This is a genomic window from Shinella sp., assembly GCF_049651085.1.
In the GTDB taxonomy this organism is placed as follows: Bacteria; Pseudomonadota; Alphaproteobacteria; order Rhizobiales; family Rhizobiaceae; genus Shinella.
In genome coordinates, this window is record NZ_JBASBL010000032.1 from 51839 (window position 1) to 75175 (window position 23337).

Annotated in this window: 24 protein-coding genes; 10 read left to right on the plus strand and 14 right to left on the minus strand. The window is 63.0% G+C overall.

Annotation, left to right across the window (positions count from 1 at the left end):
• Nucleotides 1-64: 64 nt before the first annotated feature.
• From WA950_RS21605 to WA950_RS21615, 3 genes are all read left to right on the plus strand, one after another.
• Nucleotides 65-856 (plus strand): creatininase family protein, encoded by a 792-nt coding sequence (locus WA950_RS21605; RefSeq protein ID WP_424553800.1) that lies wholly within the window; start codon nt 65-67, stop codon nt 854-856.
• A 102-nt stretch (nt 857-958) separates the two neighbouring features.
• Nucleotides 959-2068, plus strand: a complete 1110-nt coding sequence (locus tag WA950_RS21610; RefSeq protein ID WP_424553801.1) for a CobW family GTP-binding protein — start codon at nt 959-961, stop codon at nt 2066-2068.
• A gap of 58 nt (nt 2069-2126) precedes the next feature.
• The gene (locus tag WA950_RS21615) at nt 2127-3116 is read left to right on the plus strand and encodes a WD40 repeat domain-containing protein (protein ID WP_424553802.1); all 990 of its coding nucleotides are present in this window, start codon (nt 2127-2129) and stop codon (nt 3114-3116) included.
• Nucleotides 3117-3200: 84 nt separating this feature from the next.
• On the opposite strand, the gene WA950_RS21620 is transcribed toward WA950_RS21615, so the two are convergent.
• Nucleotides 3201-3518 carry a hypothetical protein gene (locus WA950_RS21620; protein ID WP_424553803.1) on the minus strand — a complete coding sequence of 106 codons (318 nt, stop codon included), beginning with the start codon at nt 3516-3518 and terminating at the stop codon, nt 3201-3203.
• A gap of 248 nt (nt 3519-3766) precedes the next feature.
• Here WA950_RS21620 and WA950_RS21625 point away from each other — a divergent pair, with 248 nt between their 5' ends.
• Entirely contained in the window at nt 3767-4933 is a 1167-nt protein-coding gene (locus tag WA950_RS21625) for a hypothetical protein (protein WP_424553804.1), read from the plus strand.
• Between the two features lie 3 nt (nt 4934-4936).
• Here WA950_RS21625 and WA950_RS21630 read toward each other — a convergent pair whose 3' ends face one another.
• From WA950_RS21630 to odc2, 3 genes are all read right to left on the minus strand, one after another.
• Nucleotides 4937-5383 carry a glyoxalase superfamily protein gene (locus tag WA950_RS21630; RefSeq protein ID WP_424553949.1) on the minus strand — a complete coding sequence of 149 codons (447 nt, stop codon included), beginning with the start codon at nt 5381-5383 and terminating at the stop codon, nt 4937-4939.
• 191 nt (nt 5384-5574) lie between these two features.
• Nucleotides 5575-6162: a GNAT family N-acetyltransferase gene (locus WA950_RS21635; protein ID WP_424553805.1), complete on the minus strand. Its 588-nt coding sequence runs from the start codon at nt 6160-6162 to the stop codon at nt 5575-5577.
• A 92-nt stretch (nt 6163-6254) separates the two neighbouring features.
• The gene (gene odc2 / locus WA950_RS21640; RefSeq protein ID WP_424553806.1) at nt 6255-7388 is read right to left on the minus strand and encodes an ornithine/lysine decarboxylase; all 1134 of its coding nucleotides are present in this window, start codon (nt 7386-7388) and stop codon (nt 6255-6257) included.
• Nucleotides 7389-7995: 607 nt separating this feature from the next.
• Between odc2 and WA950_RS21645 the strand changes: the two genes are divergently transcribed.
• The 3 genes from WA950_RS21645 (at nt 7996) to WA950_RS21655 (ending at nt 10612) form a co-directional block, all read left to right on the plus strand.
• Entirely contained in the window at nt 7996-8901 is a 906-nt protein-coding gene (locus WA950_RS21645; protein ID WP_424553807.1) for a LysR family transcriptional regulator, read from the plus strand.
• A gap of 83 nt (nt 8902-8984) precedes the next feature.
• Nucleotides 8985-9626 (plus strand): DUF1007 family protein, encoded by a 642-nt coding sequence (locus WA950_RS21650; RefSeq protein WP_424553808.1) that lies wholly within the window; start codon nt 8985-8987, stop codon nt 9624-9626.
• Entirely contained in the window at nt 9620-10612 is a 993-nt protein-coding gene (locus WA950_RS21655) for a nickel/cobalt transporter (protein ID WP_424553809.1), read from the plus strand. Before WA950_RS21650 ends, WA950_RS21655 begins: the two co-directional genes overlap by 7 nt.
• Before the next feature lie 97 nt (nt 10613-10709).
• On the opposite strand, the gene WA950_RS21660 is transcribed toward WA950_RS21655, so the two are convergent.
• From WA950_RS21660 to WA950_RS21680, 5 genes are all read right to left on the minus strand, one after another.
• Entirely contained in the window at nt 10710-11852 is a 1143-nt protein-coding gene (locus WA950_RS21660; RefSeq protein WP_424553810.1) for a calcium:proton antiporter, read from the minus strand.
• Between the two features lie 191 nt (nt 11853-12043).
• Entirely contained in the window at nt 12044-12256 is a 213-nt protein-coding gene (locus WA950_RS21665) for a hypothetical protein (RefSeq protein ID WP_424553811.1), read from the minus strand.
• Nucleotides 12253-12945 carry a GNAT family N-acetyltransferase gene (locus WA950_RS21670; protein ID WP_424553812.1) on the minus strand — a complete coding sequence of 231 codons (693 nt, stop codon included), beginning with the start codon at nt 12943-12945 and terminating at the stop codon, nt 12253-12255. The genes WA950_RS21665 and WA950_RS21670 overlap by 4 nt, the downstream gene beginning before the upstream one ends.
• A gap of 96 nt (nt 12946-13041) precedes the next feature.
• Nucleotides 13042-13734, minus strand: coding sequence for a tellurite resistance TerB family protein (locus WA950_RS21675; RefSeq protein WP_424553813.1), 693 nt, complete (start codon nt 13732-13734; stop codon nt 13042-13044).
• Between the two features lie 117 nt (nt 13735-13851).
• On the minus strand, nt 13852-14490 hold the full coding sequence (locus WA950_RS21680) for a 2-dehydro-3-deoxy-phosphogluconate aldolase (protein ID WP_424553814.1): 639 nt from the start codon (nt 14488-14490) through the stop codon (nt 13852-13854).
• 154 nt (nt 14491-14644) lie between these two features.
• Between WA950_RS21680 and WA950_RS21685 the strand changes: the two genes are divergently transcribed.
• Nucleotides 14645-15130, plus strand: a complete 486-nt coding sequence (locus tag WA950_RS21685) for a CYTH domain-containing protein (protein ID WP_424553815.1) — start codon at nt 14645-14647, stop codon at nt 15128-15130.
• Between the two features lie 54 nt (nt 15131-15184).
• Nucleotides 15185-16123, plus strand: coding sequence for a rhodanese-related sulfurtransferase (locus WA950_RS21690; RefSeq protein WP_424553816.1), 939 nt, complete (start codon nt 15185-15187; stop codon nt 16121-16123).
• Nucleotides 16124-16156: 33 nt separating this feature from the next.
• Here WA950_RS21690 and WA950_RS21695 read toward each other — a convergent pair whose 3' ends face one another.
• Nucleotides 16157-17530 (minus strand): GH1 family beta-glucosidase, encoded by a 1374-nt coding sequence (locus WA950_RS21695; protein ID WP_424553817.1) that lies wholly within the window; start codon nt 17528-17530, stop codon nt 16157-16159.
• Nucleotides 17531-17949: 419 nt separating this feature from the next.
• Here WA950_RS21695 and WA950_RS21700 point away from each other — a divergent pair, with 419 nt between their 5' ends.
• Nucleotides 17950-18798 (plus strand): HD-GYP domain-containing protein, encoded by an 849-nt coding sequence (locus WA950_RS21700; RefSeq protein WP_424553818.1) that lies wholly within the window; start codon nt 17950-17952, stop codon nt 18796-18798.
• Between the two features lie 46 nt (nt 18799-18844).
• On the opposite strand, the gene WA950_RS21705 is transcribed toward WA950_RS21700, so the two are convergent.
• From WA950_RS21705 to WA950_RS21720, 4 genes are all read right to left on the minus strand, one after another.
• Nucleotides 18845-20029 carry a Gfo/Idh/MocA family protein gene (locus WA950_RS21705; RefSeq protein ID WP_424553819.1) on the minus strand — a complete coding sequence of 395 codons (1185 nt, stop codon included), beginning with the start codon at nt 20027-20029 and terminating at the stop codon, nt 18845-18847.
• A gap of 13 nt (nt 20030-20042) precedes the next feature.
• Nucleotides 20043-21095 carry a sugar phosphate isomerase/epimerase family protein gene (locus WA950_RS21710; RefSeq protein ID WP_424553820.1) on the minus strand — a complete coding sequence of 351 codons (1053 nt, stop codon included), beginning with the start codon at nt 21093-21095 and terminating at the stop codon, nt 20043-20045.
• Nucleotides 21096-21275: 180 nt separating this feature from the next.
• Nucleotides 21276-22229 carry a substrate-binding domain-containing protein gene (locus WA950_RS21715; RefSeq protein WP_424553821.1) on the minus strand — a complete coding sequence of 318 codons (954 nt, stop codon included), beginning with the start codon at nt 22227-22229 and terminating at the stop codon, nt 21276-21278.
• Between the two features lie 94 nt (nt 22230-22323).
• The gene (locus WA950_RS21720; protein ID WP_424553822.1) at nt 22324-23334 is read right to left on the minus strand and encodes an ABC transporter permease; all 1011 of its coding nucleotides are present in this window, start codon (nt 23332-23334) and stop codon (nt 22324-22326) included.
• Nucleotides 23335-23337: the final 3 nt, after the last annotated feature.

Here is a 23337-nt window from a genome sequence, read left to right on the forward strand (position 1 = left end):
CACGGGCACGGCCTTGTATGACTCAGGATCAAGGCAGGCGGCAAGTGAGGATCGGAGAGACGTCATGGCGCATCCCAAGATGCGATGGTCCGAAAACGACCCGATGCTGACGCCGGAAGACCGCGCGAACTGGATCGCCGTCCTGCCGCTCGGCGCCCATGAAGGGCATGGACCGCACCTGCCGCTGGCGACCGACACGCTGATCGCCGAGGGCTTCGCCGAACGGCTCGCGGTCGCTCTGCCGGCGCATCTGCCGGTCACCTTCCTGCCCGCCGAACCCATCGGCTATTCGCCGGAACATCTCGACGTGCCCGGCACGCGCTCGCTTGCCTATGCGGAGGCGATCGAGCGCTGGCTGCGCATTGCCGAAGACCTCCACCGCCTGGGCATCCGCAAGCTCCTCCTGCTCAACGCCCATGGCGGCAATTCGCCCCTGATGACCATCGTCGCCACCGAGGCGCGCGTTCGCCTCGACATGCTCGTCGTTGCCACCGCCTGGACCCGTTTCGGCCAGCCGGAGGGCTGGATCACGCCGCAGGACAAGGCGATCGACATCCATGGCGGCGATATCGAGACTTCCGTCATGCTTGCCCTTCATCCCGATCTCGTCGAGATGGACAAGGCGGAACGCTTCGGCTCGCGGCAGGCAGAGTTCGCCGCCCGCTTCGCGCATCTGCGCGCCTATGGCCCGCACGCCTTCGGCTGGAAGATGTCCGACCTCAATGCGAAGGGCGTGGCGGGCGACGCCAGCGCTGCGACGGCTGAAAGGGGCGAGCAGCTGATCGCCCATGCCGTGCGCGGCCTTGTTGCCCTCCTCGAAGACGTCGCCGCCTTCGACGTGGAGACGCTCCTTTAGCGTCGAAACTTCGCCATCCGGCATTTGCGCTGGCCCGTTCGATCTCCTATATCAGTCGCCAACCGGACGTCTCCGCCGTCCCAGCCATTGCTCGAGGTTCCCATGACCGAAACAGCCCTTCCCAAGCCCATTCCCGTCACCGTGCTCACCGGCTATCTCGGCGCCGGCAAGACGACGCTGCTCAACCGCATCCTCACCGGCAATCACGGCAAGAAATACGCCGTCATCGTCAACGAGTTCGGCGAGATCGGCATCGACAACGACCTGATCGTCGAGTCGGACGAGGAAATCTACGAAATGAACAACGGCTGCATCTGCTGCACCGTGCGCGGCGACCTGATCCGCGTGGTGGAAGGCCTGATGCGCCGCCCCGGCCGCTTCGACGCGATCATCGTCGAGACCACCGGCCTTGCCGATCCGGTGCCGGTCGCCCAGACCTTCTTCATGGACGACGATGTGCGCCAGAAGACTGAACTCGATGCGGTCGTCGCCCTCGTTGACGCCAAGCACCTGCCGCTGCGCCTCAAGGACAGCCGCGAAGCCGAGGACCAGATCGCGTTCGCCGATGTCGTGCTGATCAACAAGACCGACCTTGTCAGCCCGGAAGAGCTGGCGACGATCGAGGCGACCGTGCGCGCGATCAACCCGTCCGCCCGCATTCACCGCACGACGCGCTCGGAAATCGACCTCACCAAGGTTCTCGACCAGGGCGCTTTCAACCTGGAACGGGCGCTGGAAAACGATCCGCACTTCCTCGACCACGATCACGAGGACCATGTCTGCGGCCCGGATTGCGGCCATGACCATCATCATGATCACGATCATCACCACCATGATCACGATCACGGCCATCACAACCACGATCATGACCACCATCATCACGACCATGGCGCTTCGCCGATCCATGACGTGACGGTGCAGTCGATCTCGCTGCGTGGCGGCGAGATGAACCCGGACCGCTTCTTCCCCTGGATCCAGAAGATCACCCAGACGGACGGCCCGAACATCCTGCGCCTCAAGGGCATCATCGCCTTTGCCGGCGACGAGGAGCGTTATGTCGTTCAGGGCGTGCACATGATCGTCGAGGGCGACCACCAGCGCGCCTGGAAGGATGGCGAAAAGCGCGAAAGCCGCCTCGTCTTCATCGGCCGTGACCTTGACCGCGAGAAGATCGAGCGCACCTTCAAGGCCTGCGAGGCAGCCAAAGCATGAAGCCGGAAAGTGTGAAACGGTTTTCGGATAACGTCATGCGCCAGAAAGATGGAAATTAATGCCGACCGTTGCGCCTCTTGATCTCGACGGCCACGTCGTTACGGCTGCCTTCCTCGGCGACGTACCGTTCTTCGCCTCCGCCACCGGCACCATCCATCGCCTCGATCATGGCCAGAAGGTCACCGAGGCGCATGACGGGCTGCTCGCCTGCATCCGCGACGACGCGAACGATACGCTGATTTCAGGCGGCGAGGACGGCAAGGTGCTGCGGATTTCCGCCGATGGCACTGTCACTGTCGTCGCGGAAGTGCCGCGCAAGTGGATTTCCGTCGTCGCCGCCGGCCCGCAGGGTGCGGTGGGTTTTGCCGAAGGCCGCACGGCGCGCGTCCGGCTGGCGGACGGCACGATCAAGGAGTTCACCGAGGCGCGCTCGATCGAGGGCATCGCCTTCGCACCGAAGGGCCTTCGTCTCGGCGCGGCGCGCTACAATGGCGCCTCGCTGCATTGGGTGGCGATGGCTGCCCAGCCGGTCGATCTGGAATGGAAGGGCGCCCATAACGGCATCACCTTCTCGCCCGATGGCCGCTTCGTCGTCACCAGCATGCAGGAAAACGCGCTGCACGGCTGGAAACTCGATAGCAAGCCCGGCGCAGAGACCCGTCACATGCGCATGACCGGTTATCCGGCCAAGGTGAAATCGCTGTCCTGGTCCGCCAAGGGCAAGTGGCTCGCCTCCTCCGGCGCGCCGGCCGCCATCGTCTGGCCCTTTTCCGCCAAGGACGGCCCGATGGGCAAGCCGCCGCTCGAACTCGGCACCCGCGCCGACGTCATGGTCACGGCCGTCGCCTGCCATCCGGGCGAGGACGTGGTCGCCATCGGCTATTCCGACGGCATGGTGCTCGCGGCCCGCTTTGCCGACAGCCGCGAAGTGCTGCTGCGCCGCCCCGGCAAGGGCGCCATCACCTCGATGGCCTGGAGCCGCAACGGCAAGCTCCTCGCCTTCGGCAGCGAAGCAGGCGATTGCGGCGTCATCGACCTCGCCGGCTGAGACACCCAAATAAAACAATGGAGCCCGGGAGAGCGAAGCTCTCCCGGGCCACACTGACCACGTGGACGGGTGGGGGTAACGCGGTCAGTGTTTGCGCTTCTTGCAGCCGCAGTCGCTGCCGCCGCTGCCGCTCAGGATCCCGAGGGTCGCACCGTTGAGGATGCCCGACAGGGTCCCGTTGAGGTTGTTGTTGAGCACGCCGTTCAGCACCTTGTTGCCGTCGTTGTCGCTGAGGATGTTGCCGACGCCGAGGCCAACGCTGGGGGCGATCACGATGCCGCCGGTCTTGGTCTTGTTGCCATTGAGGATACCAAGGCCACCGAGCAGGCCGCCGGCCGAAGCCTGACCAGCGCCGGCGAGTGCCATGACAGTTGCGATAGCGATGATGCGGGTCTTGTTCATGTCTCTCTCCTTTGGTTGCGCACCTCTTCGGTACACAATCAAAGGTAATATAAGCATTGATTTACTCAACCGCATTTGCCAATCATAGCAAAGAGTTAACCATAACAGAGACAAGTTTAACGAATCCCTATTTTTAGCAATCCCAGATTGTGCAGCTTACGCAAAACCAAATCAGCGCAACCATTGAGGGATTTTTTAACCATACAACCCTAGGATTCCGTTTCAGAAACGGACAGGGGCAGTTTGCGATGCGTTCTCTTCAAGCTTTGCTTTACGGGGCTTTTGCGCTGGCGAGCTGCAACCCGGAAAATGCGAATTCAACCATTGATTACAGCTTTGGTAGCGGCTGGACATCGAATGTTTTCAAGGATCCAACCTCACTCCGGGCCTCCTTCGACGAGGCGAGGATCGTCCTGCGCGGCACTCTTGCCATCGAGGAATCCCATTTCGCCTATCGGCTGACGGCAAGCGGGCGGCGCGTTCCCCGCTATCGTTTCGCCGACGAGCGGAAGATCGGCGTCGAACTCGGCCTCACCCGCGACCTGGGCGAGGCCGTCAAGCTCACCCTCAAGGGCGGTATCGAGCAACAGCGGGACGGCGATATCTTTCTCGCTTTTCCCGGCCTGTTGATCGGCTACCGCAAGGCCGATGTGTCGGCCGTGGCAAGCGCCGGCCTCACGATGGAGCATTGGGGCGGCAAGAGCCACCTCACAGCAGCCCTGTCCGATCTCAATCGGGGCAAGGTCGACTTCACCCTGAAGGGCCTGCCGCGGCTTCAGCTCGAGGCCGGCAACCGGCTGCTCGACCTGACCGCCGGACATATCCGCCCCCTCTTCGACGGCGAGGTGGGCGCGACGCTGCAATATCGCACGAACCGCATCCCCTCCGAAGACCAGGAGCAATTCGAGCGCTTCCCTGCCCGCACGCTGCGCGGTTCGCTGGCTTATGGTCGCGCGTTCGGCGACGACATCACGCTGATGGCGGAGGCCGGCATTGTCCGCGTCGCCAGTCCCGACCTCGGCAAGACGGTCGATCCGACCCGTCCCTTCCTGAAGGCAGAACTCGCGTGGCGGCTTCCAGGCGACAGCCTGCTCAAGGCTACGCTCTCGCGCGACATTCAACTTGCCGATATCGACGACCCGCTCGGCGAGGATGTGCGCACGGTCGGTCTGTCGCTGGAAAAGGCGCTGACGGAAAAGCTGAAACTCGGCCTCGCCTACGAGCAGGCCTATAGCGACTGGCTCACATACGACTACCGCACGCGCACGACGGCAACGAGCGCAACGCTGAGCTATACGCTAGACAAGGGGGCGGCGGTCGCACTGGAATACAGCCGCCTCCTGCGCCGTGAAACGGACGAGACCGCCGATTTCAGGGTCGACGGGCTCGCTGCCCGGTTTTCAGGCTCGTTCTGAGATTTACCATTCAAGCTCCAGATGCGGGCGGCCGTTCGAGGTCTTCGCGGCCGTCCGCCCCGTCTCGTCGACGGTGCAGTTCACGCGCTGGCGCAAGGCGGAGAAACTGTCGAACGTCACCACGTCCACCGGCTCGTCGAAGTGCAGCGTCATGCGATAGTGCCCAGGATGGCTCGTCAGCGCCTGCACGCCAAGAATCTCGGCATCGAAGGGCTGGCCGAGATAATGGCCGCGCACGCGCGAACCGAGCATCCAGGGATTGAACGGCGGACGGTTGCCGACCGCCGCATGCAGCGTGTTCCAGTCGCGAAAGCCGTATTGTGCGGCGACGAGTTCCAGCGCCCGGGAATGGGAAACGGCCTGCCCGTCGTCGGCAAAGCGCGCGCGCAGCCGCTTTGCTTGGTCTTTCAGGGTATCAAGGGATGGAAGTGGCGTCGATGTCGGACGCATGTCTGATCTCCAGTCGTCGCATGCGTCATTTCGGAGGGAGCCCGCATTGCCACCGGTTCGCATGCATGATGCTGGAAGACCGATTGTCTGATTGAGAGACTTCACCAAAGCTTGCGCTCGCGGACGGCAGGGGCTCTCACCCATGCCGTTCCGATAGCGCAATCACGCCTTGCAGTCAAACCGGCGGACCGTCAGGCCGCCTTGCGCATCTCCACCGCCAGCCGGCGGCCGCTTGCAACGACCATGCCGGCCGCGCCGTCGAGCCAGCCTTCCACGAGTTCCAGCGCCAGGAAACGGCGGCGCTCGAAGGGGCCGGGCATGACGAGATGCTGCGCCGGCTCAGTGAAGAAGCCGAAGCGCTCGTAATATTCAGGATCGCCGACGAGCAGCACCGCACCGTGGCCACGATCCCGCGCCTCGGTGATCGCCGCGCGCATCAGCGCGCCACCGATGCCCTTGCCCTCATGCGCGCAGTCGACGGCGAGCGGACCAAGCAGCAGCGCAGGAACGGCGTTGCCATCCGAATCGACACCCGCCTCGACGTTCCACAGGCGCACGGAGCCGATGACGTGATTGTCCGCATCGCGCGCAACGAGCGCAAGGCCCTCCGCCGGCAACCGGCCCCTGCGAACCTTTTCGGAGGACTTGCGAAAACGCCCCTCGCCCATGACGCGATCAAGCAGACGCTCACGCGCGACAACGTCGCCAGCGTTCTCCCGGTCGATGGAGAAGGCGGCATGCGCGAAAAATGCGCGGACAGAATCAAGAACAGCGGCCATCTCTGGGCCTCCCGCACTCAAAGCCGTTTCAAACGGTTTCCGGAATGAATTGTGAGAGCGGCGCCCCCGCAGGGACGGGAGCGCCGCGGCAGTCAGATCACGTAGGCTTTGAGAGGCTCAAAGCCGTTGAAAGCGACCGCCGAATAGGTCGTCGTATAGGCGCCGGTGCCTTCGATCAGAACCTCGTCGCCGATCGAAAGGGTGATCGGCAGCGGATACATGTTCTTCTCGTAGAGCACGTCCGCGGAATCGCAGGTCGGGCCGGCGAGCACGCAGGGCTCCATTTCGTCCGCGTCACGCGCCGTGCGGATCGGGTAGCGGATCGCCTCGTCCATGGTTTCGGCGAGACCGCCGAACTTGCCGATGTCGAGGAAGACCCAGCGGTGGTTGTCATTGTCGGACTTCTTCGCGACGAGAACGACTTCCGCCTTGATCACACCCGCATTGCCGACCATGCCGCGGCCCGGCTCGATGATGGTTTCCGGGATCTGGTTGCCGAAGTGCTTCTTCAGCGCACCGAAGATCGCCTTGCCATAGGCCTCTGCCGACGGCACGTCGCGCAGGTACTTCGTCGGGAAGCCGCCGCCCATGTTGACCATCTTCAGCTCGATGCCCTGCTTGGCAAGCTGCACGAAGACGCGCTTGGCATCGGCGAGCGCCGAATCCCAGGCATCGAGCTTCGTCATCTGCGAGCCAACGTGGAACGACACGCCGTAGGAGACAAGACCGAGCTGGTGGGCATAGACGAGCACGTCGACGGCCATCTGCGGCACGCAGCCGAATTTGCGCGACAGCGGCCATTCGGCGCCTTCGCCATCGGTCAGGACGCGGCAGAACACGCGGGCGCCGGGAGCGGCGCGGGCGATCTTCTCGACTTCCTCATGGCTGTCGACGGCGAAGAGCGAAACGCCAAGCGCATGCGCCTTGGCGACGTCGCGTTCCTTCTTGATCGTGTTGCCGAAGGAGATGCGCGATGCGGTCGCGCCGGCTTCGAGCGCCATTTCGATTTCGGCGACGGACGCGCAATCGAAGCTGGAGCCCATGCTGGCAAGCAGACGCAGGACTTCAGGCGCCGGGTTTGCCTTGACGGCGTAATAGATCGCGCTGTCCGGCAGCGCATGACGGAAGGCCTTGAAGTTGTCGCTGACGACATCGAGGTCGACCACAAGGCACGGGCCATCGGGACGTCGGGTGTTCAGGAAGTCGATAATACGTGCAGTAGCCATCTCGGTAGTCCCCATATCCAGACTGCTCCGGGCAGAACCCGGAGGACAAAGGGCAGATACGGTCACGCTCTGGAACCAGCCGGTGGAGACCCCGGAACCAAGCATGCGCATCGTGCGCGAACGGTGAACCGAAGCCCGCCTAGGCTTCAATTCGGCTTTGTCTGCCATGGATTGGTGGGAAACCCGACCGCACTTCCGGCAATGAAGGTGTGCCTCTTCAGTAACCCCGGCTGATGGAAAGCCGGCAGACACCAGAAAGGCCCGCACCGTCGTTGCTTCAAGATGTCCTCGCTCTTCCGGTTGGCCGGAGAAACGACTGGAGGGGTTAGTTCCAGGTACCTTACCGATTTCCTCACCAATTCGAGGGTCGGCGGACACCCACAGGCACGTGCGACTTTGGGCAGAGGGGAGATAAGAAGAATCGCTGTCGTAATCAAGAGATTTTTGCAGGCTGCTATTGAAAATATTGTGACAGTCACGACATTCGCCGCAATGGTTTTCAAAAGTCGTTTATAACGCGCTGGCCACCGCATTGCGGCCGGGCGACCCGCCATTCCTTCGCAGCAGCATCAACGAGGCGAAGCAATGGTCAGCCAAGTGGGGACACATGGATACATTGACCCGAATCCGGGCCTTCATCGACGTCGTCGATGCCGAAGGCTTTTCTGCCGCTTCGCGCAAGACAGGCCGATCCAAGGCGCTGCTTTCCAAATATGTGCGCGAACTGGAAGACGAGCTGGGCACACTGCTGCTTAACCGCACGACCCGCCAGTTCTCGATAACCGAGGCCGGCCATACCTACTATCGCCCTGCCTCGGACATCCTGAAGGAAATCGACAACCTCGCCGATCTGGTCCGCGAGAAGAACACGGACCTGCGCGGTAAACTGAAGGTCTCCGCGCCGCGCACCTTCGTGGATGCCGATATCGGCCAGTCGCTCATCGATTTCGGCCGGGAGCATCCCGAGCTTTCGCTGGAAGTCGTCGCGGACGACCGGTTCGTCGACCTGGTGGAAGAAGGTTTCGACGTCGCGCTCCGAATCACGCGGCTGGAGGATTCCGCCCTCATCGCGCGCAAGCTGGGCGATTTCTTCCTGAAGATCTGCGTGACCGAGGAATTCCTCGAGCGCGCCGGCCCTATCAACCATCCAAGCGATCTCGCACGCCTGCCCTGCATCATCGATACCAACGGCAAGTCGCACAGCAACTGGCGCTTCGTCGACGAGAAGGGCGGCGGCTTCAGCGTACCTGTCAGCGGCCATATCGAGGTCAACAGCCCGACGGCGGCGGTGCGGGCGGCGGCAAGCAGCCTCGGCGTCGCGCAGGTGCCGGCCTTCATCGCCCGTCCCTGTCTTGCTTCCGGCCGGGTGATCTCGGTCCTCGAAGACTATCTTCCGACCGACCGCGGCATATACGCGATCTATCCGCACCGCCGCTACCTGCCGGCCAAGGTCCGCACCTTTGTCGACTTCCTGCACGCCTGGTTCCGCCGAAACCCCGGCATCGAGGCGTAGAGGTCCCAATTCCGACCCATTTCCGTTACATCCCAGCAAGTGATTCTGTCGTGCGACATGCCGCTCCGAGAGGCTTGAAACCCATGCGATTCCTCCCCCTTCTCGTTGCGGCTGCAGCTTCTCTCGCCCCGGCCACCGCCTTTGCCCATCCGCATATCTTTGCCGAGGCCCGCCTCGAAGTGGTGGCGAACGCGGACGGCACCGTCAGCGAACTGCGCAATGTGTGGCGTTTCGACGAGATGTTCTCCGCCAGCGTCGTCATGGATTTCGACAAGAACAGCAATGCCGAACTCGATCCGGACGAGCTTGCGGAAGTCGGCAGGACCGTGCTCGAATCGCTGGAGGAATTCAGCTACTACACGACGATCACCGAGGACGGGAAAGCCGTAAAGGTCGCCAAACCCGACGCGATCAATGTCGACTACAAGGACGGGCAGCTCCTGATGTTCTTCACCGTCAAGCCGGGCGAAGTCATGCCGCTCAAGGGCAAGCTCACCTTCGGCGTCTACGACCCCACCATGTATGCCGCGATGGATTTCGCCTCCGACGACGATCTCATCACCGTCGGCGACAATTTCGGAGCCTGCAAGCGCGCCGTCGTCCGGCCCGACCCGGACGAGGTGCTGGCCCAGAACCAGGACAGCCTGACGGACGCCTTCTTCAACGATCCGGCGGGCACCGACATGTCCAAACTCTTCGCCACCCGCCTGGAGCTGACATGCTGACCCGCAGCCGTGCCTTCACCATCATCACCCTGACGCTCGCCCTTGCCGCCGTCGCCAGTCTCGCCCACGCCCAGTCGCCGCTCGGCATCGGATCGGCCGAGCCAGGCTTCAACACGACCGGCACCTTCGGCGGGCTTTTCGCCTGGATCAACGCACAGCAGCAGGGTTTCTACCGGATGATGACCGGCGCGCTGAAGGATATGCGCGAGAACCCGTGGGCGGCCTCCTCGCTCGTTGGCCTCTCCTTCGCCTACGGCGTCTTCCATGCCGCCGGCCCCGGACACGGCAAGGCGGTCATCTCTTCCTACATGCTGGCGAACGAACTGGAACTGAAGCGCGGCGTGCTGCTTTCCTTCCTCTCCTCGATCCTGCAGGGCATCGTCGCCATCCTGCTCGTCGGTGCGGCCTACCTGTTCCTGCGTGGCACCACCGTTTCGATGACCGATGCCACCCGCGCGCTTGAAATCGGCAGCTATGCGCTGATAGCCCTCTTCGGGGCGTGGCTGCTCTTCCGCAAGCTTCGCCCGGCGCCCCGCGCCTCCGCGCTCGGCGTTGAGGCCGTCGAGGTCCATGATCACACCCACCACCACCACCACCATGCCGGTGAAGTCTGCTCGACCTGCGGCCATGCCCATGCACCGGACCCATCGCTTTTGAAGGGCGATCGTTTCGCGCTGCGCGAAGCCTGGTCGGCGATCGTCGCGGTGGGGCTTCGCCCCTGCTCGGGCGCGCTCATCGTGCTGAGCTTCGCGCTGCTGAACGGGCTCTATCTCGGCGGCATGCTTGCCGTGCTCGCCATGTCGATCGGCACCGCCATCACGGTCTCGATCCTCGCCACGCTTGCCGTCACCGCCAAGAGCGCGGCCCTGCGCTTTGCCGGCAACGGCTCTGCAGCAGCTCGCATCGGCACGGCCATCGAAATCGGCGGCGCGGCTCTGGTGATGATCCTCGGATTGCTGCTGCTGGGAGCCGCCCTCCAGCTCTGAAGACCGCGATCGCTTGCGCGATGAAACCCTTGGCGCCATGCTTTTCACAGATGTGAGGGAGGCCGAAACTTCCTCTCGGCCTCTGCCCGAATGGGGTTCAGTTCGTGAAAAGCAGCAATGTGAAGACGCCGAACAGCGTCAGGTGCATGAAGCCCTGGATCGCGGACGCCCGCTGGCCGAGATAGGTCGTCAGCGTGAGAGCGAGCGTCAGGGCAAGCAAAATCGTTTCCGTGGATGAAATCCCGAGTATGACGGTCTTGCTCGCCATAAGCCCGACCATCAGGACAGCCGGAACCGTCAGGCCGACCGTCGAAACGAACGCGCCGAGGCAGAGGTTGATCGCCCTTTGCGTCTCGTTGTTGAGCGCTGCCTTCACCGCCGTGATCGATTCCGGCGTGAAGACGATGATTGCGATCAAGACGCCACCGACGGCGACGGGAGCCCCGACCTTTGCAACGCCATAGTCTATGACGATGGCAAGATCGTGCGCCAGCAGGACTATCGGCACCATGAGTGCGACGAGCAGCACGGCATGGACGATATTCTGGGCGCGTCCGGATTTGCCTTCACCACCGTCTTCCGTCTCCCCCACCGGCTGCGACAGCCGGATCGAGAGCTCTCCCTTCTCGGGCTGGACGAAGTAGCGGCGGTAACGTCCCATCTGCAGCACAAGGAAGGCGCCGTAGAGGAGTATCGTGAAAATCGACAACGCGATGGCCTGCGATGGCCAGAAAGTACCATTGCCGGTGCTGAGGGTGTTTGGCAAAAGCAGCGCCGTGCCCACAAGCACAACGGTCATGGAAATGAATGCAACCGCACCCTGCGCGTTATATTCCTGTTCGCCGTAGCGAAGACCGCCGACAATCAAGCAGATACCTGTCACGAGGTTCAGGATGATCATCATGACGGCGAAAATCGAGTCACGGCCAATGGTCGGCGCTTCGCTTGGCCCCATCATCACCGCAGCGATGAGGATGACCTCGATGGAAACAATCGACAGGGTGAGAATAAGCGTTCCATAGGGCTCACCCAGGCTGTGGGCAAGCTCGTCGGCCTCTCCCACCACCCCGAAGGCGGCCATGAGGATCGTTGCAAACAACGCCGCGAAACATGTCCCCGCCACGAGGACGCTCATTGTCGGCGACAGCCAGTCCCGGCCGCCGATCATGAACACGACGACGACGAGCCAGGCGATGATTATCTTGAAGATTGCTTTCTTCGGAATGGAGACAGACGACATCCTACATTACCCATAGAGGGGTCGTCCCCGACATCGGTATGGCGGCTGGGTCGTCCCAGCCGCAGCTCTGAAAGCACGCCGCGGATGTCTAGCAAGTCCCGCGGCCATCGTCCACGAAAAACCTAGATCGAGCTTTCAATCGCTGGGGCGCCATCGAAAGAGAGCCCGAATTCCCGGATCGGGCCTTCTGTCTAGTTGTCGTGGTTGCGCTGGTAGCGCGCGCGCAGCCAGAAGAGCAGGAAGAAGCAGAGCACCAGCAGCGTGCCGACAAGGCCCGCCAGCCAGGGCGAGACGCCGCCGAGGGCGATCATGACGCGCGGCAGGAAGTAGAAGACCACGCCCGTGCCGAGCAGAATGAAGAGCGCCGCGAGCACCGGCGATTTTCCCTTGCGTTCCTCGCTCATGCTGCACCTGCCTTGGAAATCTCCGCGCGAATATCTTCCAGCCTGCGCTTCTGCCGCCCCTCGGCATCGAAGTTGTCGGGCGAGAGCCAGGCATCGAAGCCCTTGGCGATATCCGGCCACTCGCTGTCGATGATCGAGAACCAGGCAGTATCGCGGTTCTCGCCCTTGGAGAGCATGTGCTGGCGGAAGACGCCCTCGAAGGTGAAGCCTAGACGGCTCGCGGTGCGCTTGCTGGGAGCGTTGTCGTTGTGGCACTTCCACTCGTAGCGACGGTAACCGAGATCCTCGAAGACGTGCCTGGCGAGCAGGTACTGCGCCTCGGTGGAGAGTGGCGAGCGCGACATGTTCGCGCCATGGGCGATGCCGCCGATCTCGACGACGCCGTTGGCCGCATCGGGCCGCATGTAATGCGCCATGCCGACGGCCTTGCCGTTCGCCCTGTCGATGATGACCTCGCGCACCCAGCCGGACTTGATCATTGCCTCCGACCAGGCGTCGAAATCCTCGATCCTGCCGAAATCGGCCTGCGTAAAATAACGCAGCAGCGGATTGATCTCCATGCCGCCGAAGGCATCCCACAACGCCTGCAGATGTCTTGCACGATCATAGGGCTCGATGCGCACGGTGCGGCCTTCGAGCGTCACGGGCGCCGGCAGCGGGCAACCCTTCCAATCCTTGAGATCGCGCATGAAATTCCTCCTTCGACCTTGCCGAAGGGATAGAGTAGCGAGAGGGCCGAGGCAATCGGGAAAGCGGGGAGCGGCGTTCGGCCGCCCCCCGGTAAATCAGACCGTGGCGGCGGAAACCGTCGCCTCGATATGGTCGACCAGCGCATCCGGCAGGTTGAGGCGGCCGGCGAGCAGGTCGAGATAGCCGCGTTCGGCGCGCGATTTCGGCTCGATGGCAAGGCGCGAGGCGGTGTAGAGTTCGACGCGCTGCTCCTCCGTCGCGGCGGCCGCGATGATCGCGTCGAGATCGACCGGATTGGCAAGCTCGTCCTCAAGGAACTGCGTGGCATCGGCGCCAAGGCCGGAGACCTTCAGCTTGTCCATGATGCGGGCGCGCTCTGCCTCGTCGATATGGCCATCGGCGCGCGACGCGGCGATCATGGCGCGCACCAGAACGAGGGCGAAGTCGGTGCTGACCGCCTCGGGATGGAAGCCGGAATCGGTCGGCGGCGGCAGGAGTTCGGGCGTCCCGCCCTGAGCGGTCTCGACCGGGTTCTGGCCAGCCTTGTAATTCTTGTAGGCCTGGTAGCCGAGGCCGGCGATGGCGGCGAGACTGCCGAGCTTCAGCGCGGAGCCCGCGACCTTGCGCCCCCCGCCCGTGCCAAGAAGAACGCCGGCAATGGCGATCGAGGCAAGCGGATTGTCCTTGGCAAGCTGGGTGACCTGGCCGGCGCGGTCGCGCACGGAGCCACCGGCGCCGGGCACCTGCGAACCGAGGAACTGGTCAAGCAACTTCTTGGCGTCAAACATAGGGGGTGTCTCCATTTCTCCTGCCGACTGAGAGGCAAGATAGGAATGCAGGCCCTCGATTTCAAACGCATAACGGGCGACCAAGGGCCGCCCGCCTGCAATTTTGCTGAACCTCGCTCAGCCCTTGAGGGCAGCAGCTTCCGCAGCGAGCTTTTCGATGCCTGCCCAGTCACCCTTGGCCACAAGCTCCTTCGGCGCGACCCACGAGCCGCCGACGCACACCACGTTCGGCAGCGAGAGATAGTCGCGAGCATTCGACAGCGAAATGCCGCCCGTCGGGCAGAACAGCGTGCCGGCAAGCGGCGAGGAGAGCGACTTGAGGTAGGCCGCTCCGCCCGCCTGCTCGGCCGGGAAGAACTTCAGCACCTCGTAGCCCTCCTCGCGAAGGCCCATGACCTCGCTCGCGGTGGCCGCACCCGGCAGAAGCGGAATTTCGGAATCGGCGGCCGCGTCGATCAGTTCCTGCGTCGTGCCCGGGCTGACGATGAACTGCGAACCGGCCTCGACCGCGGCCTCGTACTGCGCGGCGTTGAGAACCGTGCCGGCACCGGCGACGGCGCCCTCGACCTCGTTGGCAACCGCGCGGATCGCTTCCAGCGCAGCGGTCGTGCGCAGCGTGATCTCGATGGCCTTGAGCCCGCCGGCGACCAGCGCGCGCGCCAGCGGAACCGCAGTCTTGACGTCGTCAATGACCAGCACCGGCACCACAGGCTGGAGCTTCAGGACGGAAAGGAGCTTGGCGTTTTTCTCACGCATGGCATGACCTTTTAAAACGATTGAATTTAACCCGGAATATCGCGTCTGCGACGTTCTGTCGAGCCTAAAGCAAAACGCCCTGCCTTGTCATGACAGACTTATCGTGCAAATCTCCCCCTCGCCCAAGCCCATCTCCAACAGCGAAAGCGAGCCAATGGCTAAAGAGATCGAGCGGAAGTTCCTGGTATCGGGCCAGCGGTGGCGCACCTTCGCAGACGAAGGGACCGCCATACGGCAGGCCTATGTCGTAGCCCAGGACGACCGATCGCTGCGGGTTCGCCTCTATGGCGACGGACGTGCGCGCATCACCCTGAAAGTCGGCCACACCGCCCTCGTGCGCGACGAATACGAATTCGATATCGATCGCGACGAAGCCGAAGACATGCTGCGCCATGCCATCGGCAACGTGATCGAGAAGGTGCGCTACCGGGTACCGCATGAAGGCCATGTCTGGGAAGTCGACGTCTATGACGGCTCCCACCGTGGCCTCGTCATTGCCGAGGTCGAACTGTCCTCGATCCATGACGAACCTGAAATGCCAAACTGGGTGGGCCGGGAGGTGACCGGCGAAAGCCAGTATTCCAACCAGTCCATGGCGCTCGGCACCAGCAACGGGGCCAGCCTGCAACGGCTCGCCTGAGGCGTTACACCGCGCCGCATTGCCTGAAATGCAGCAAAGCTGTATGTGGCGACCATGACAAACACGATCTCTTCCTCCGCACAGGAAACCGGCTTCCTCGTTGCCGCGCTCTACCATTTCGTCTCGGTTCCGCGCTTTGCGGACCTGCGTGCGCCCTTGCAGGCGCTTTGCGAGGAAAATGGCGTGCGCGGCACGTTGCTGCTCGCCCATGAGGGCATCAACGGCACGATCGCCGGGCCGCATGCCGGCATCCGCACCGTGCTCGCCTTCCTGCGCGGCCAGCCGGAATTTGCGGGGCTGGAACACAAGGAAAGCCACGCCGCCGACATGCCCTTCCTGCGCATGAAGGTGCGGCTCAAGAAGGAAATCGTCACGATGGGCGTCGAGGACATCGACCCCAACCGCTCCGTCGGCACCTATGTGGCGCCCGCGGACTGGAACGCGCTGATCTCCGACCCGGACACGATCCTCATCGACACGCGCAACGACTATGAGACGGCGATCGGCATCTTCAAGGGTGCGGTCGATCCGAACACCAAGACGTTCCGCGAGTTCCCCGACTGGGTGCGCCAGAATACCGGCCTGCACAACAAGCCGAAGATCGCCATGTATTGCACCGGCGGCATCCGCTGCGAGAAGGCGACCGCCTTCATGAAGGAGCAGGGTTTCGACGAGGTCTACCACCTCAAGGGCGGCATCCTGAAATATCTCGAGGAAGTGCCGGCGGAAGAAAGCCTGTGGGAAGGCGCCTGTTTCGTCTTCGACGAGCGCGTCTCCGTCACCCATGGCCTGGAGGAAGGCGAGCACAAACTCTGCCGCGCCTGCCGCCATCCGCTGACGGCCGAGGAGATCACCTCGCCGCTCTACGAGGCCGGCGTCTCCTGTCCGCATTGCCACGAAGCACGTAGCGAGGAGGATCGCATGCGCTTCCGCCAGCGGCAAAAGCAGATGGACCTCGCCAGGAAGCGCGGCGAACGCCACCTCGGCAAATAAGCGGCTTTCGGGGCAGGAACTACGGCGGGCCGCTCAGGCGGCCCGGTGGTTTCCCTTCGGGAATTGACCGGCAAGCGTGGCGTACCACTGGCCGCTCTTCTTCACCGTGCGAACCTGCGTCTCATAGTCGACATGCACGATGCCGAAGCGCATCCGGTAGCCTTCCGCCCATTCGAAATTGTCCATCAGGCTCCAGGCGAAATAGCCGCGCATCGGGTAACCCTCTCCGATGAGATCGGCCGTGACGCCGAGATGGTCGGCGATGTAGTCGAGGCGCGGCTGGTCGTCCACTTCGCCATTTTCCACACCCATATTGTAGCAGGCGCCGTTTTCCGTGATGTAGCAGTCGGGGAGCCGATATTCGGCATTGAGCTGGCGGACAAGGTCGCCGAGCGCCGGCGCATAGACCTCCCAGCCGATATCGGTCTTCACGTCGACGACAGGCGGGACGGCCACGGTCGCCGGAAATTCGGCACTCGCGGCCGGATCGTTCGAAACGCGCATCGGCGTGTAGTAGTTGAGGCCCCACCAGTCGAGCGGCTGGGAAATCGTCTCCATGTCGCCGGGTTCGATGTCCGGCATGCGGTGACCGAGGGCGGACAGGAAGCTTTCGGGATATTCCCCCTTGAAGACCGGACCGAAGAAGACGCCATTGTGAAAATCGAAGGCGCGGGCCGCCGCCGCCCGGTCGGGCGGGCTGTCGCTGCCCGGATAGATGGAATGGGCGTTCAGAACGAGGCCGACAGGCAGGCCCGGCCGCTCGGAGCGGATGGCCGAAACGCCGAGCCCATGCGCCAGATTGGTGACATGTAGCGCATGCAGCGCCGCATCCATGTTGCGCTCGCCCGGCGCGTGGACACCGTAGAGGTGGCTGAGCCAGACGGAGCACCAGGGCTCGTTGAAGGTCGCCACCGCATCCAGCCGGTCGCCGAGCCGGGCAGTGACGATTTTTGCATAGCGCTGGAAGGCATAGGCCGTCTGCCTTGCCGTCCAGCCGCCTTCGCCTGCCAGCATCAGCGGCAGGTCCCAATGGTAGAGCGTGGCGAAAGCCTTGATGCCGCGTGCCTTCAGGCCATCGACAAGCCGGTCGTAGAAATCCAGCCCCTTTTCGTTCACCGGCCCGGTGCCTTCCGGCACGATCCGTGGCCAGGCGACGGAAAAGCGGTAGGCCTCCACGCCGAGCGACTGGATGAGATCGAGGTCTTCCTCGAGCCGGTTATAGTGATCGCAGGCGACATCGCCATTGTGGCGGCCATGAACCCGGCCCGGCATGTTGGAAAAGGCATCCCAGATCGACGGCTTTCGCCCATCCATCTTCGCCGCCCCCTCGATCTGGAACGCGGCGGTCGCCACGCCGAACACGAAGTCGCCGGGAAAGCGGTCGGCAAGGGTCTTGGGGTCGATCATCGTCACTCTTCCAATTGCGATTGCTGCGGCATTTCTGGAACCTGTAACGTTGCAGTAGCGTCGTTTTGTAAAAAGTCAATCGCGCCAGAAATGGTAGCGCCCGGCTCGGGCAGCTTCAGTAAGGCCGGCTTTCCTGCCAGACATTTTGGCAAGCATGCGGTGGAACTATTTCCGAAGTACCGCGTTACGACAAAACGATTGTGGGGCCCCACCCATGATCGCACGAGGCCCGGTAGCGCGGACAACACGCTTCCGGGTCTCAATAGTCTTGTGCCCAAGGGGATTGCCTGCTCTATGCACCCTGGCCGCGAAATGGGCGCCTTAGAGAAGACTTAGGGTTTCGCCACATAATGTATCCGTGTACTTGGACGGAGACACACGTGGTACGACGCATTCAAAAACATCTTCTCAGGAAAGGCATGTTCATCGAAGCGGTGGAATGCCCGGATACGGAGTTTTCCGACCGCCGCTTTCTCCTCCAGTCCGACGAGACCCTGCGCGCCATCCTCGCCACATCCGCAGTCTATGCACTGATCAATCCGATGAAGGGCACGAGCGAGGCCGATGCGGTGGCCACACAGGCAGACGAGCGCAAGCGCACGCTCACGTCCGTATCGCAGGCGGCAAGCACCCTGCGCAGCAGCTTCCAGGCCGTCCGCTTCGGTCAATTGCAGGTCGATACGCTGAACCCCGTTGCGGACGAGATTTCCGACCGGATCGATGCCTCACCGGACCTCTTCCTGAAGGTAACGCGCCTGAAGACGAAGGACGAGGGAACCTATGTGCATTCTCTGTCGGTGAGCGCGCTGATGATGCGGCTTGCGCGGTCTATCGGCTATGGGGATGAGAAGGCGCGCGAACTCGGTGTCGCCGGCCTGCTGCACGATGTCGGCAAGCTCATGGTGCCGGACGCAATCCTGAACAAGAAAGGCCGGCTGGAGGAAGACGAAAAACGCGTGGTGCGCAATCACCCCGAGGTCGGCTATCACCTGCTGAAGGATCAGGAGAGCATGTCGGAGCTGATCCTCGACGTCTGTCGGCATCACCATGAAATGCTGGATGGCAGCGGCTATCCGCATGGTCTCAAGGCGGAACAGATCAGCCAGGAAATACGCCTCTCCACCGTCTGCGACGTCTTCGAGGCGCTGACGAGCACCCGCCCCTACAAGCGGCCGTGGAGCAACCGGGATGCATTGAACTGGATGTTCGACCGCGGGCACCTGTTCGACAAAAAGCTGGTCATCCGGCTGGGCAGCATATTCTCGTGAGCAGAGGGCCCGGCCGCCGCATGGTGGCGACGGCCGGAGCTGTTTGTCAGACCTTCACCCAGGCGCCGTTCCTCTTCGAGGACTGCACGCAGGCATCGACGAAGATCATGCCCTTGAGACCGTCATCGACCGTCGGATAGGTGACGGCAGGATCGACCTTGGCGCCGTTGCGCCTAGCATAGATGGCGCGCGCGGCTTCCGAATAGATGTTGGCAAAGCCTTCGAGATAGCCTTCTGGATGGCCGGACGGCACGCGGCTCATGCGTGCGGCAGCTGCGCCAGCCCCCGCGCCGTTGCGGGTAATCAGGCGCTTCGGCTCACCGAAGGGCGTGTACCAGAGGTAGTTCGGATCGGCCTGCACCCATTCAAGCCCGCCCTTCGTGCCGTAGACGCGCACCTTGAGGCCGTTCTCGTGGCCGGGGGCGACCTGGCTGCACCAGAGCGTGCCCTTGGCGGCAACGCCGTCCTTTTCCTCGAAGCGCATCATGACGTGGGCGTTGTCATCGAGGCGACGGCCCGGCACGAAACTGTCGAGATCGGCGGCCAGTTCCGCAAGTTCGAGGCCGGATACGAAGCAGCCGAGATTGTAGGCATGGGTGCCGATATCGCCGATCGAGCCGCCGGCGCCCGATTTGGTCGGGTCCGTGCGCCAGGCGGCCTGCTTCTGGCCGCTACTCTCGATATCTTCCGTCAGCCAGTCCTGCGGATATTCCATCTGCACGAGGCGGATGGCGCCAAGCTCGCCATTGGCGATCATCTCGCGGGCCTGCCGGACCATGGGATAGCCGGTGTAGTTGTGGGTGAGCACGAAAAGCGCGTCGCTCTCCTCCGTCAGCTTCTTCAGCTTGCGTGCGTCGCCCATCGTCGAGGTCAGCGGCTTGTCGCAGATGACATGGATGCCGCGCTTGAGAAACTCTTTCGCCGCTTCGTAGTGCACGTGGTTCGGCGTGACGATCGCCACTGCCTCGATACCGTTCTTCAGCTTGGCCTCGCGGATCGCCATTTCCTTGAAGCTGCCATAGCTGCGCGACGGATCGAGACCGAGTTCGCGCGCCGACTGCTCGGCCTTTTCCGGCGAGGACGAGAGCGCGCCGGCAACCAGTTCATAGTGATCGTCGAGCCGGGCGGCGATGCGGTGTACTGCGCCGATGAAGGCGCCGGAGCCGCCGCCGACCATGCCGAGCCGGATGCGGCGCTCCCGCGTTTCGCTTGCGCTTCCTTCGATTGCCATCCTGTGATCCTCCTTAAAGTCCAAGCATGCGCCGGTTTGCGGCCTGATCCGTGCCGGCATCGGCGAAGTCGTCGAAGGCTTTTTCCGTCACGCGGATGATGTGCGCGTTGACGAAATCCGCACCCTCGCGGGCCCCGTCTTCCGGGTGCTTCAGCGCGCATTCCCATTCGACCACGGCCCAGCCGGCAAAATCGTTGGCGGCCATCTTGGAGAAGACGGCACCGAAATCCACCTGGCCGTCGCCAAGCGAGCGGAAGCGGCCGGCACGGTTCACCCAGCCCTGATAACCGCCATAGACGCCCTGACGGCCTGTCGGGTTGAACTCGGCATCCTTCACATGGAACATGCGGATGCGGTCCTTGTAGATGTCGATATTGTCGAGATAGTCGAGGCACTGCAGAACGTAGTGCGATGGGTCGTAGAGCATGCAGGCGCGGGCATGGTTGCCGGTGCGCTCCAGGAACATCTCATAGGTGATGCCGTCATGCAGGTCCTCACCCGGATGGATCTCGTAGCAGACATCCACGCCGTTCTCCTCGGCATGGTCGAGGAGGGGCTTCCAGCGCCTGGCAAGCTCGTCGAAGGCGGTCTCGACGAGACCGGCGGGCCGCTGCGGCCACGGATAGACGAAGGGCCAGGCGAGCGCACCGGAAAAGCTCGCCATGGCATCGAGGCCGAGGTTGCGCGAGGCGGTCAGCGCCATCTTCACCTGCTCCACGGCCCAGGCCTGCCGTGCCTTTGGATTGCCGCGCACTTCCGGCGCTGCAAAACCGTCGAAGGCCTCATCATAGGCGGGATGCACGGCAACGAGCTGGCCTTGAAGATGCGTGGAAAGCTCGGTGACCTCGACGCCGTTCTCACGCGCCTTGCCGGCGAACTCGTCGCAATAGGTCTTGGATTCGGCGGCCTTCCTCAGGTCGATCAGGCGCGAATCCCAGGTTGGAACCTGCACGCCCTTGTAGCCGATGTCGGCGGCCCATTTGGTGATGGAGTCCCAGGAATTGAACGGTGCGGCATCGCCCGCGAACTGTGCAAGAAACAGGCCGGGGCCCTTGATCGTCTTCATCGGTGGCTTCCTCCCATGGACCAACCTCTCTCCCGGCCAGTCTCGAATATTTTTGCGGTACGTACCGCAGTGCGTGGAAAGCTATCGGCCTTTGACGGCTCGGGCAATGTTAAATGCCGGTCTCGGCCATGAAAAACCGCCCGGGCCATCATTGTCCCGGGCGGCTCTGGTTGTGTCAGATCAGAACGGGGAATCCGGGAAGTAGAAGTCCTTCGCGTTGTCCTTCGTGATCAGCGTCGCGTCGATCGTGTAAACGCCGCGAACCGGGACCTGGCCGTAGAAGTTGGCGGCGGTCATTTCGAGCGCGGTGCCGACCATTGCCGGCGGATAGAGCACGTCGACCGGGATCATCTTGTCGCCGTCCATGACCTTCTTGATCATGTCCTTCGAACCGGCCCCGGCGACGACATACTGGATGTCCGTGCGACCGGACTGCTCGATGGCCTGGAGTACGCCGACAGCCATGTCGTCGTCCTGGCACCATACGACGTCGATCTTCGGGTACTTGGTCAGATAGTCCTGCATGACCTTGAAGGCGTCGTCGCGGTTCCAGTTGCCATACTGGCGGTCGAGAATCTTGACGCTGGAGCCTTCGACGCCCTTGTCGAAGCCGTTCTGGCGCTCCTGGTCGATCGGGATCGGCATGCCGCGGATCACGACGACTTCAGCTTCCGGCGTCGTGGTCTTGATGTATTCGCCTGCCGTCTGGCCAAGTGCAAAGTTGTTGCCGGCCACGTAGAGGTCACGCACGGAATTGTCGTTGACGCTCGGCGCGCGGTCAACGAGCGCGACGAAGGTGCCCTTGTCCTTGATTTCCTTCACGGCGTTGACCAGCGGATCCGGATCGGTCGGCAGGATGACGAGCGCATCGATGCCCTGCGTTGCAAGATCCTGCACGGCATTTGCCTGGCTTGCCGGATCCGGCGACGTCTTGACGACGACGTTCAGGCCCGGATGGCTTGCCATGAGCTGCTTGGCGACGCGCTCGGCATGGTAGATCACGCCCGCGGTCCAGCCGTGGCTGGCGGCCGGGATCGAGACGCCGATCGTGACCTTCTTTTCTTCCTGTGCGTGGGCGACACCGGCGAACACGGCGAGCGCCGCAACCGTCAGGCCCAGTAGTTTCTTGCGCATGAGTTTCCTCCCAAAAGCAGGTCTTCCTTCGTGGCCGGGCGACCCGTGAACCCGGCTATTCTCCGCGCACTTCCGTTGCCGGATTTGCTTGGTGTTACGACTTCCGCACCAGCGAGCGCTGGACGAGCATCGCAATGATGATGATCGCACCCTGGATGGCCCCGATCAGATATTCGCTGATGAAGTTGGAGAGCAGCATGATGTTGCCGACCAGCTCAAGAATGAAGGCGCCGCAGATCGTGCCCCAGACGCGGCCCGCGCCGCCCTTCAGTGCCGTGCCCCCGACGACGACGGCGGTGATCGCCTGCAATTCCCACAGAATGCCTGTCGTGGCGGAGGTAGAGCCGAGGCGCGGCACGTAGAGCAGCACCGCGATGGCGACGCAGAGCCCCTGGATGACGAAGGCGATGGTGCGCACGCGATTGACCGGGATGCCGGAATAGCGCGCAACGTCCCTGTTCGAGCCGACGGCGACGACATGGCGGCCATAGCGCATGCGGTAGAGCACGAAAGCGGCAATGGCCGTGACGACGAAGATGACGACGATCGGAACGGGCACGCCGAGAATGGTGCCGAAATAGACCGGCCGGTAGAGCGTCTGCAATTCCGGCTCGCGCAGCGTGATGGCGCCGCCCTGCGACAGCCAGGTGGTGAGGCCGCGATAGATGCCCATCGTGCCGAGCGTGGCGATGAAGGGCTCGATCTTGCCGACCGTGGTGATGAGGCCGTTGGCAAGACCGCAGGCCGCGCCGATGAAGACGGTGAGCACGACGGCGGCCGCCAGCATCAGCGACGGATCGGCAATCGCGCCGGAATTCATGAACAGGATCATGAGCGACGCGACGAACGCCACCATGGAGCCGACTGAAAGGTCGAGATCGCCCGAGGAAATGACGAAGGTCGCGCCGACCGCTATAATCGCGATGAAGGCGCTGCGCGTCGCCACATTCGCCAGGTTGGTCAGGCCGATGAAGTTAGGATTGACCAGCGCCCCGATGATCAGCAGCAGGATGAGCGCCGCAAAGGGCGCGACCGCCCTCAGGTCGACATCCCGCCAGTTCCGGCCCCTTGTCTTCGCTTCGCCCGCGTCTTCGCTTGCCGTCATTTT

What these genes read in the sequence shown, in the direction of transcription:
- WA950_RS21670 (WP_424553812.1), bottom strand. Translation starts at nt 12,945, where the DNA reads ATGCGCGATCTCAAGGATTGGAAGGGTTGCCCGCTGCCGGCGCCCGTG.
- WA950_RS21660 (WP_424553810.1), bottom strand. Translation starts at nt 11,852, where the DNA reads ATGTCGTCTGTCTCCATTCCGAAGAAAGCAATCTTCAAGATAATCATC.
- WA950_RS21605 (WP_424553800.1), top strand. Translation starts at nt 65, where the DNA reads ATGGCGCATCCCAAGATGCGATGGTCCGAAAACGACCCGATGCTGACG.
- WA950_RS21690 (WP_424553816.1), top strand. Translation starts at nt 15,185, where the DNA reads ATGACAAACACGATCTCTTCCTCCGCACAGGAAACCGGCTTCCTCGTT.
- WA950_RS21650 (WP_424553808.1), top strand. Translation starts at nt 8,985, where the DNA reads ATGCGATTCCTCCCCCTTCTCGTTGCGGCTGCAGCTTCTCTCGCCCCG.
- WA950_RS21610 (WP_424553801.1), top strand. Translation starts at nt 959, where the DNA reads ATGACCGAAACAGCCCTTCCCAAGCCCATTCCCGTCACCGTGCTCACC.
- WA950_RS21720 (WP_424553822.1), bottom strand. Translation starts at nt 23,334, where the DNA reads ATGACGGCAAGCGAAGACGCGGGCGAAGCGAAGACAAGGGGCCGGAAC.
- WA950_RS21675 (WP_424553813.1), bottom strand. Translation starts at nt 13,734, where the DNA reads ATGTTTGACGCCAAGAAGTTGCTTGACCAGTTCCTCGGTTCGCAGGTG.
- WA950_RS21680 (WP_424553814.1), bottom strand. Translation starts at nt 14,490, where the DNA reads ATGCGTGAGAAAAACGCCAAGCTCCTTTCCGTCCTGAAGCTCCAGCCT.
- WA950_RS21700 (WP_424553818.1), top strand. Translation starts at nt 17,950, where the DNA reads ATGTTCATCGAAGCGGTGGAATGCCCGGATACGGAGTTTTCCGACCGC.
- WA950_RS21625 (WP_424553804.1), top strand. Translation starts at nt 3,767, where the DNA reads ATGCGTTCTCTTCAAGCTTTGCTTTACGGGGCTTTTGCGCTGGCGAGC.
- WA950_RS21635 (WP_424553805.1), bottom strand. Translation starts at nt 6,162, where the DNA reads ATGGCCGCTGTTCTTGATTCTGTCCGCGCATTTTTCGCGCATGCCGCC.
- WA950_RS21710 (WP_424553820.1), bottom strand. Translation starts at nt 21,095, where the DNA reads ATGAAGACGATCAAGGGCCCCGGCCTGTTTCTTGCACAGTTCGCGGGC.
- WA950_RS21665 (WP_424553811.1), bottom strand. Translation starts at nt 12,256, where the DNA reads ATGAGCGAGGAACGCAAGGGAAAATCGCCGGTGCTCGCGGCGCTCTTC.
- WA950_RS21615 (WP_424553802.1), top strand. Translation starts at nt 2,127, where the DNA reads ATGCCGACCGTTGCGCCTCTTGATCTCGACGGCCACGTCGTTACGGCT.
- WA950_RS21685 (WP_424553815.1), top strand. Translation starts at nt 14,645, where the DNA reads ATGGCTAAAGAGATCGAGCGGAAGTTCCTGGTATCGGGCCAGCGGTGG.
- WA950_RS21655 (WP_424553809.1), top strand. Translation starts at nt 9,620, where the DNA reads ATGCTGACCCGCAGCCGTGCCTTCACCATCATCACCCTGACGCTCGCC.
- WA950_RS21620 (WP_424553803.1), bottom strand. Translation starts at nt 3,518, where the DNA reads ATGAACAAGACCCGCATCATCGCTATCGCAACTGTCATGGCACTCGCC.
- WA950_RS21715 (WP_424553821.1), bottom strand. Translation starts at nt 22,229, where the DNA reads ATGCGCAAGAAACTACTGGGCCTGACGGTTGCGGCGCTCGCCGTGTTC.
- WA950_RS21630 (WP_424553949.1), bottom strand. Translation starts at nt 5,383, where the DNA reads ATGCGTCCGACATCGACGCCACTTCCATCCCTTGATACCCTGAAAGAC.
- WA950_RS21695 (WP_424553817.1), bottom strand. Translation starts at nt 17,530, where the DNA reads ATGATCGACCCCAAGACCCTTGCCGACCGCTTTCCCGGCGACTTCGTG.
- odc2 (WP_424553806.1), bottom strand. Translation starts at nt 7,388, where the DNA reads ATGGCTACTGCACGTATTATCGACTTCCTGAACACCCGACGTCCCGAT.
- WA950_RS21645 (WP_424553807.1), top strand. Translation starts at nt 7,996, where the DNA reads ATGGATACATTGACCCGAATCCGGGCCTTCATCGACGTCGTCGATGCC.
- WA950_RS21705 (WP_424553819.1), bottom strand. Translation starts at nt 20,029, where the DNA reads ATGGCAATCGAAGGAAGCGCAAGCGAAACGCGGGAGCGCCGCATCCGG.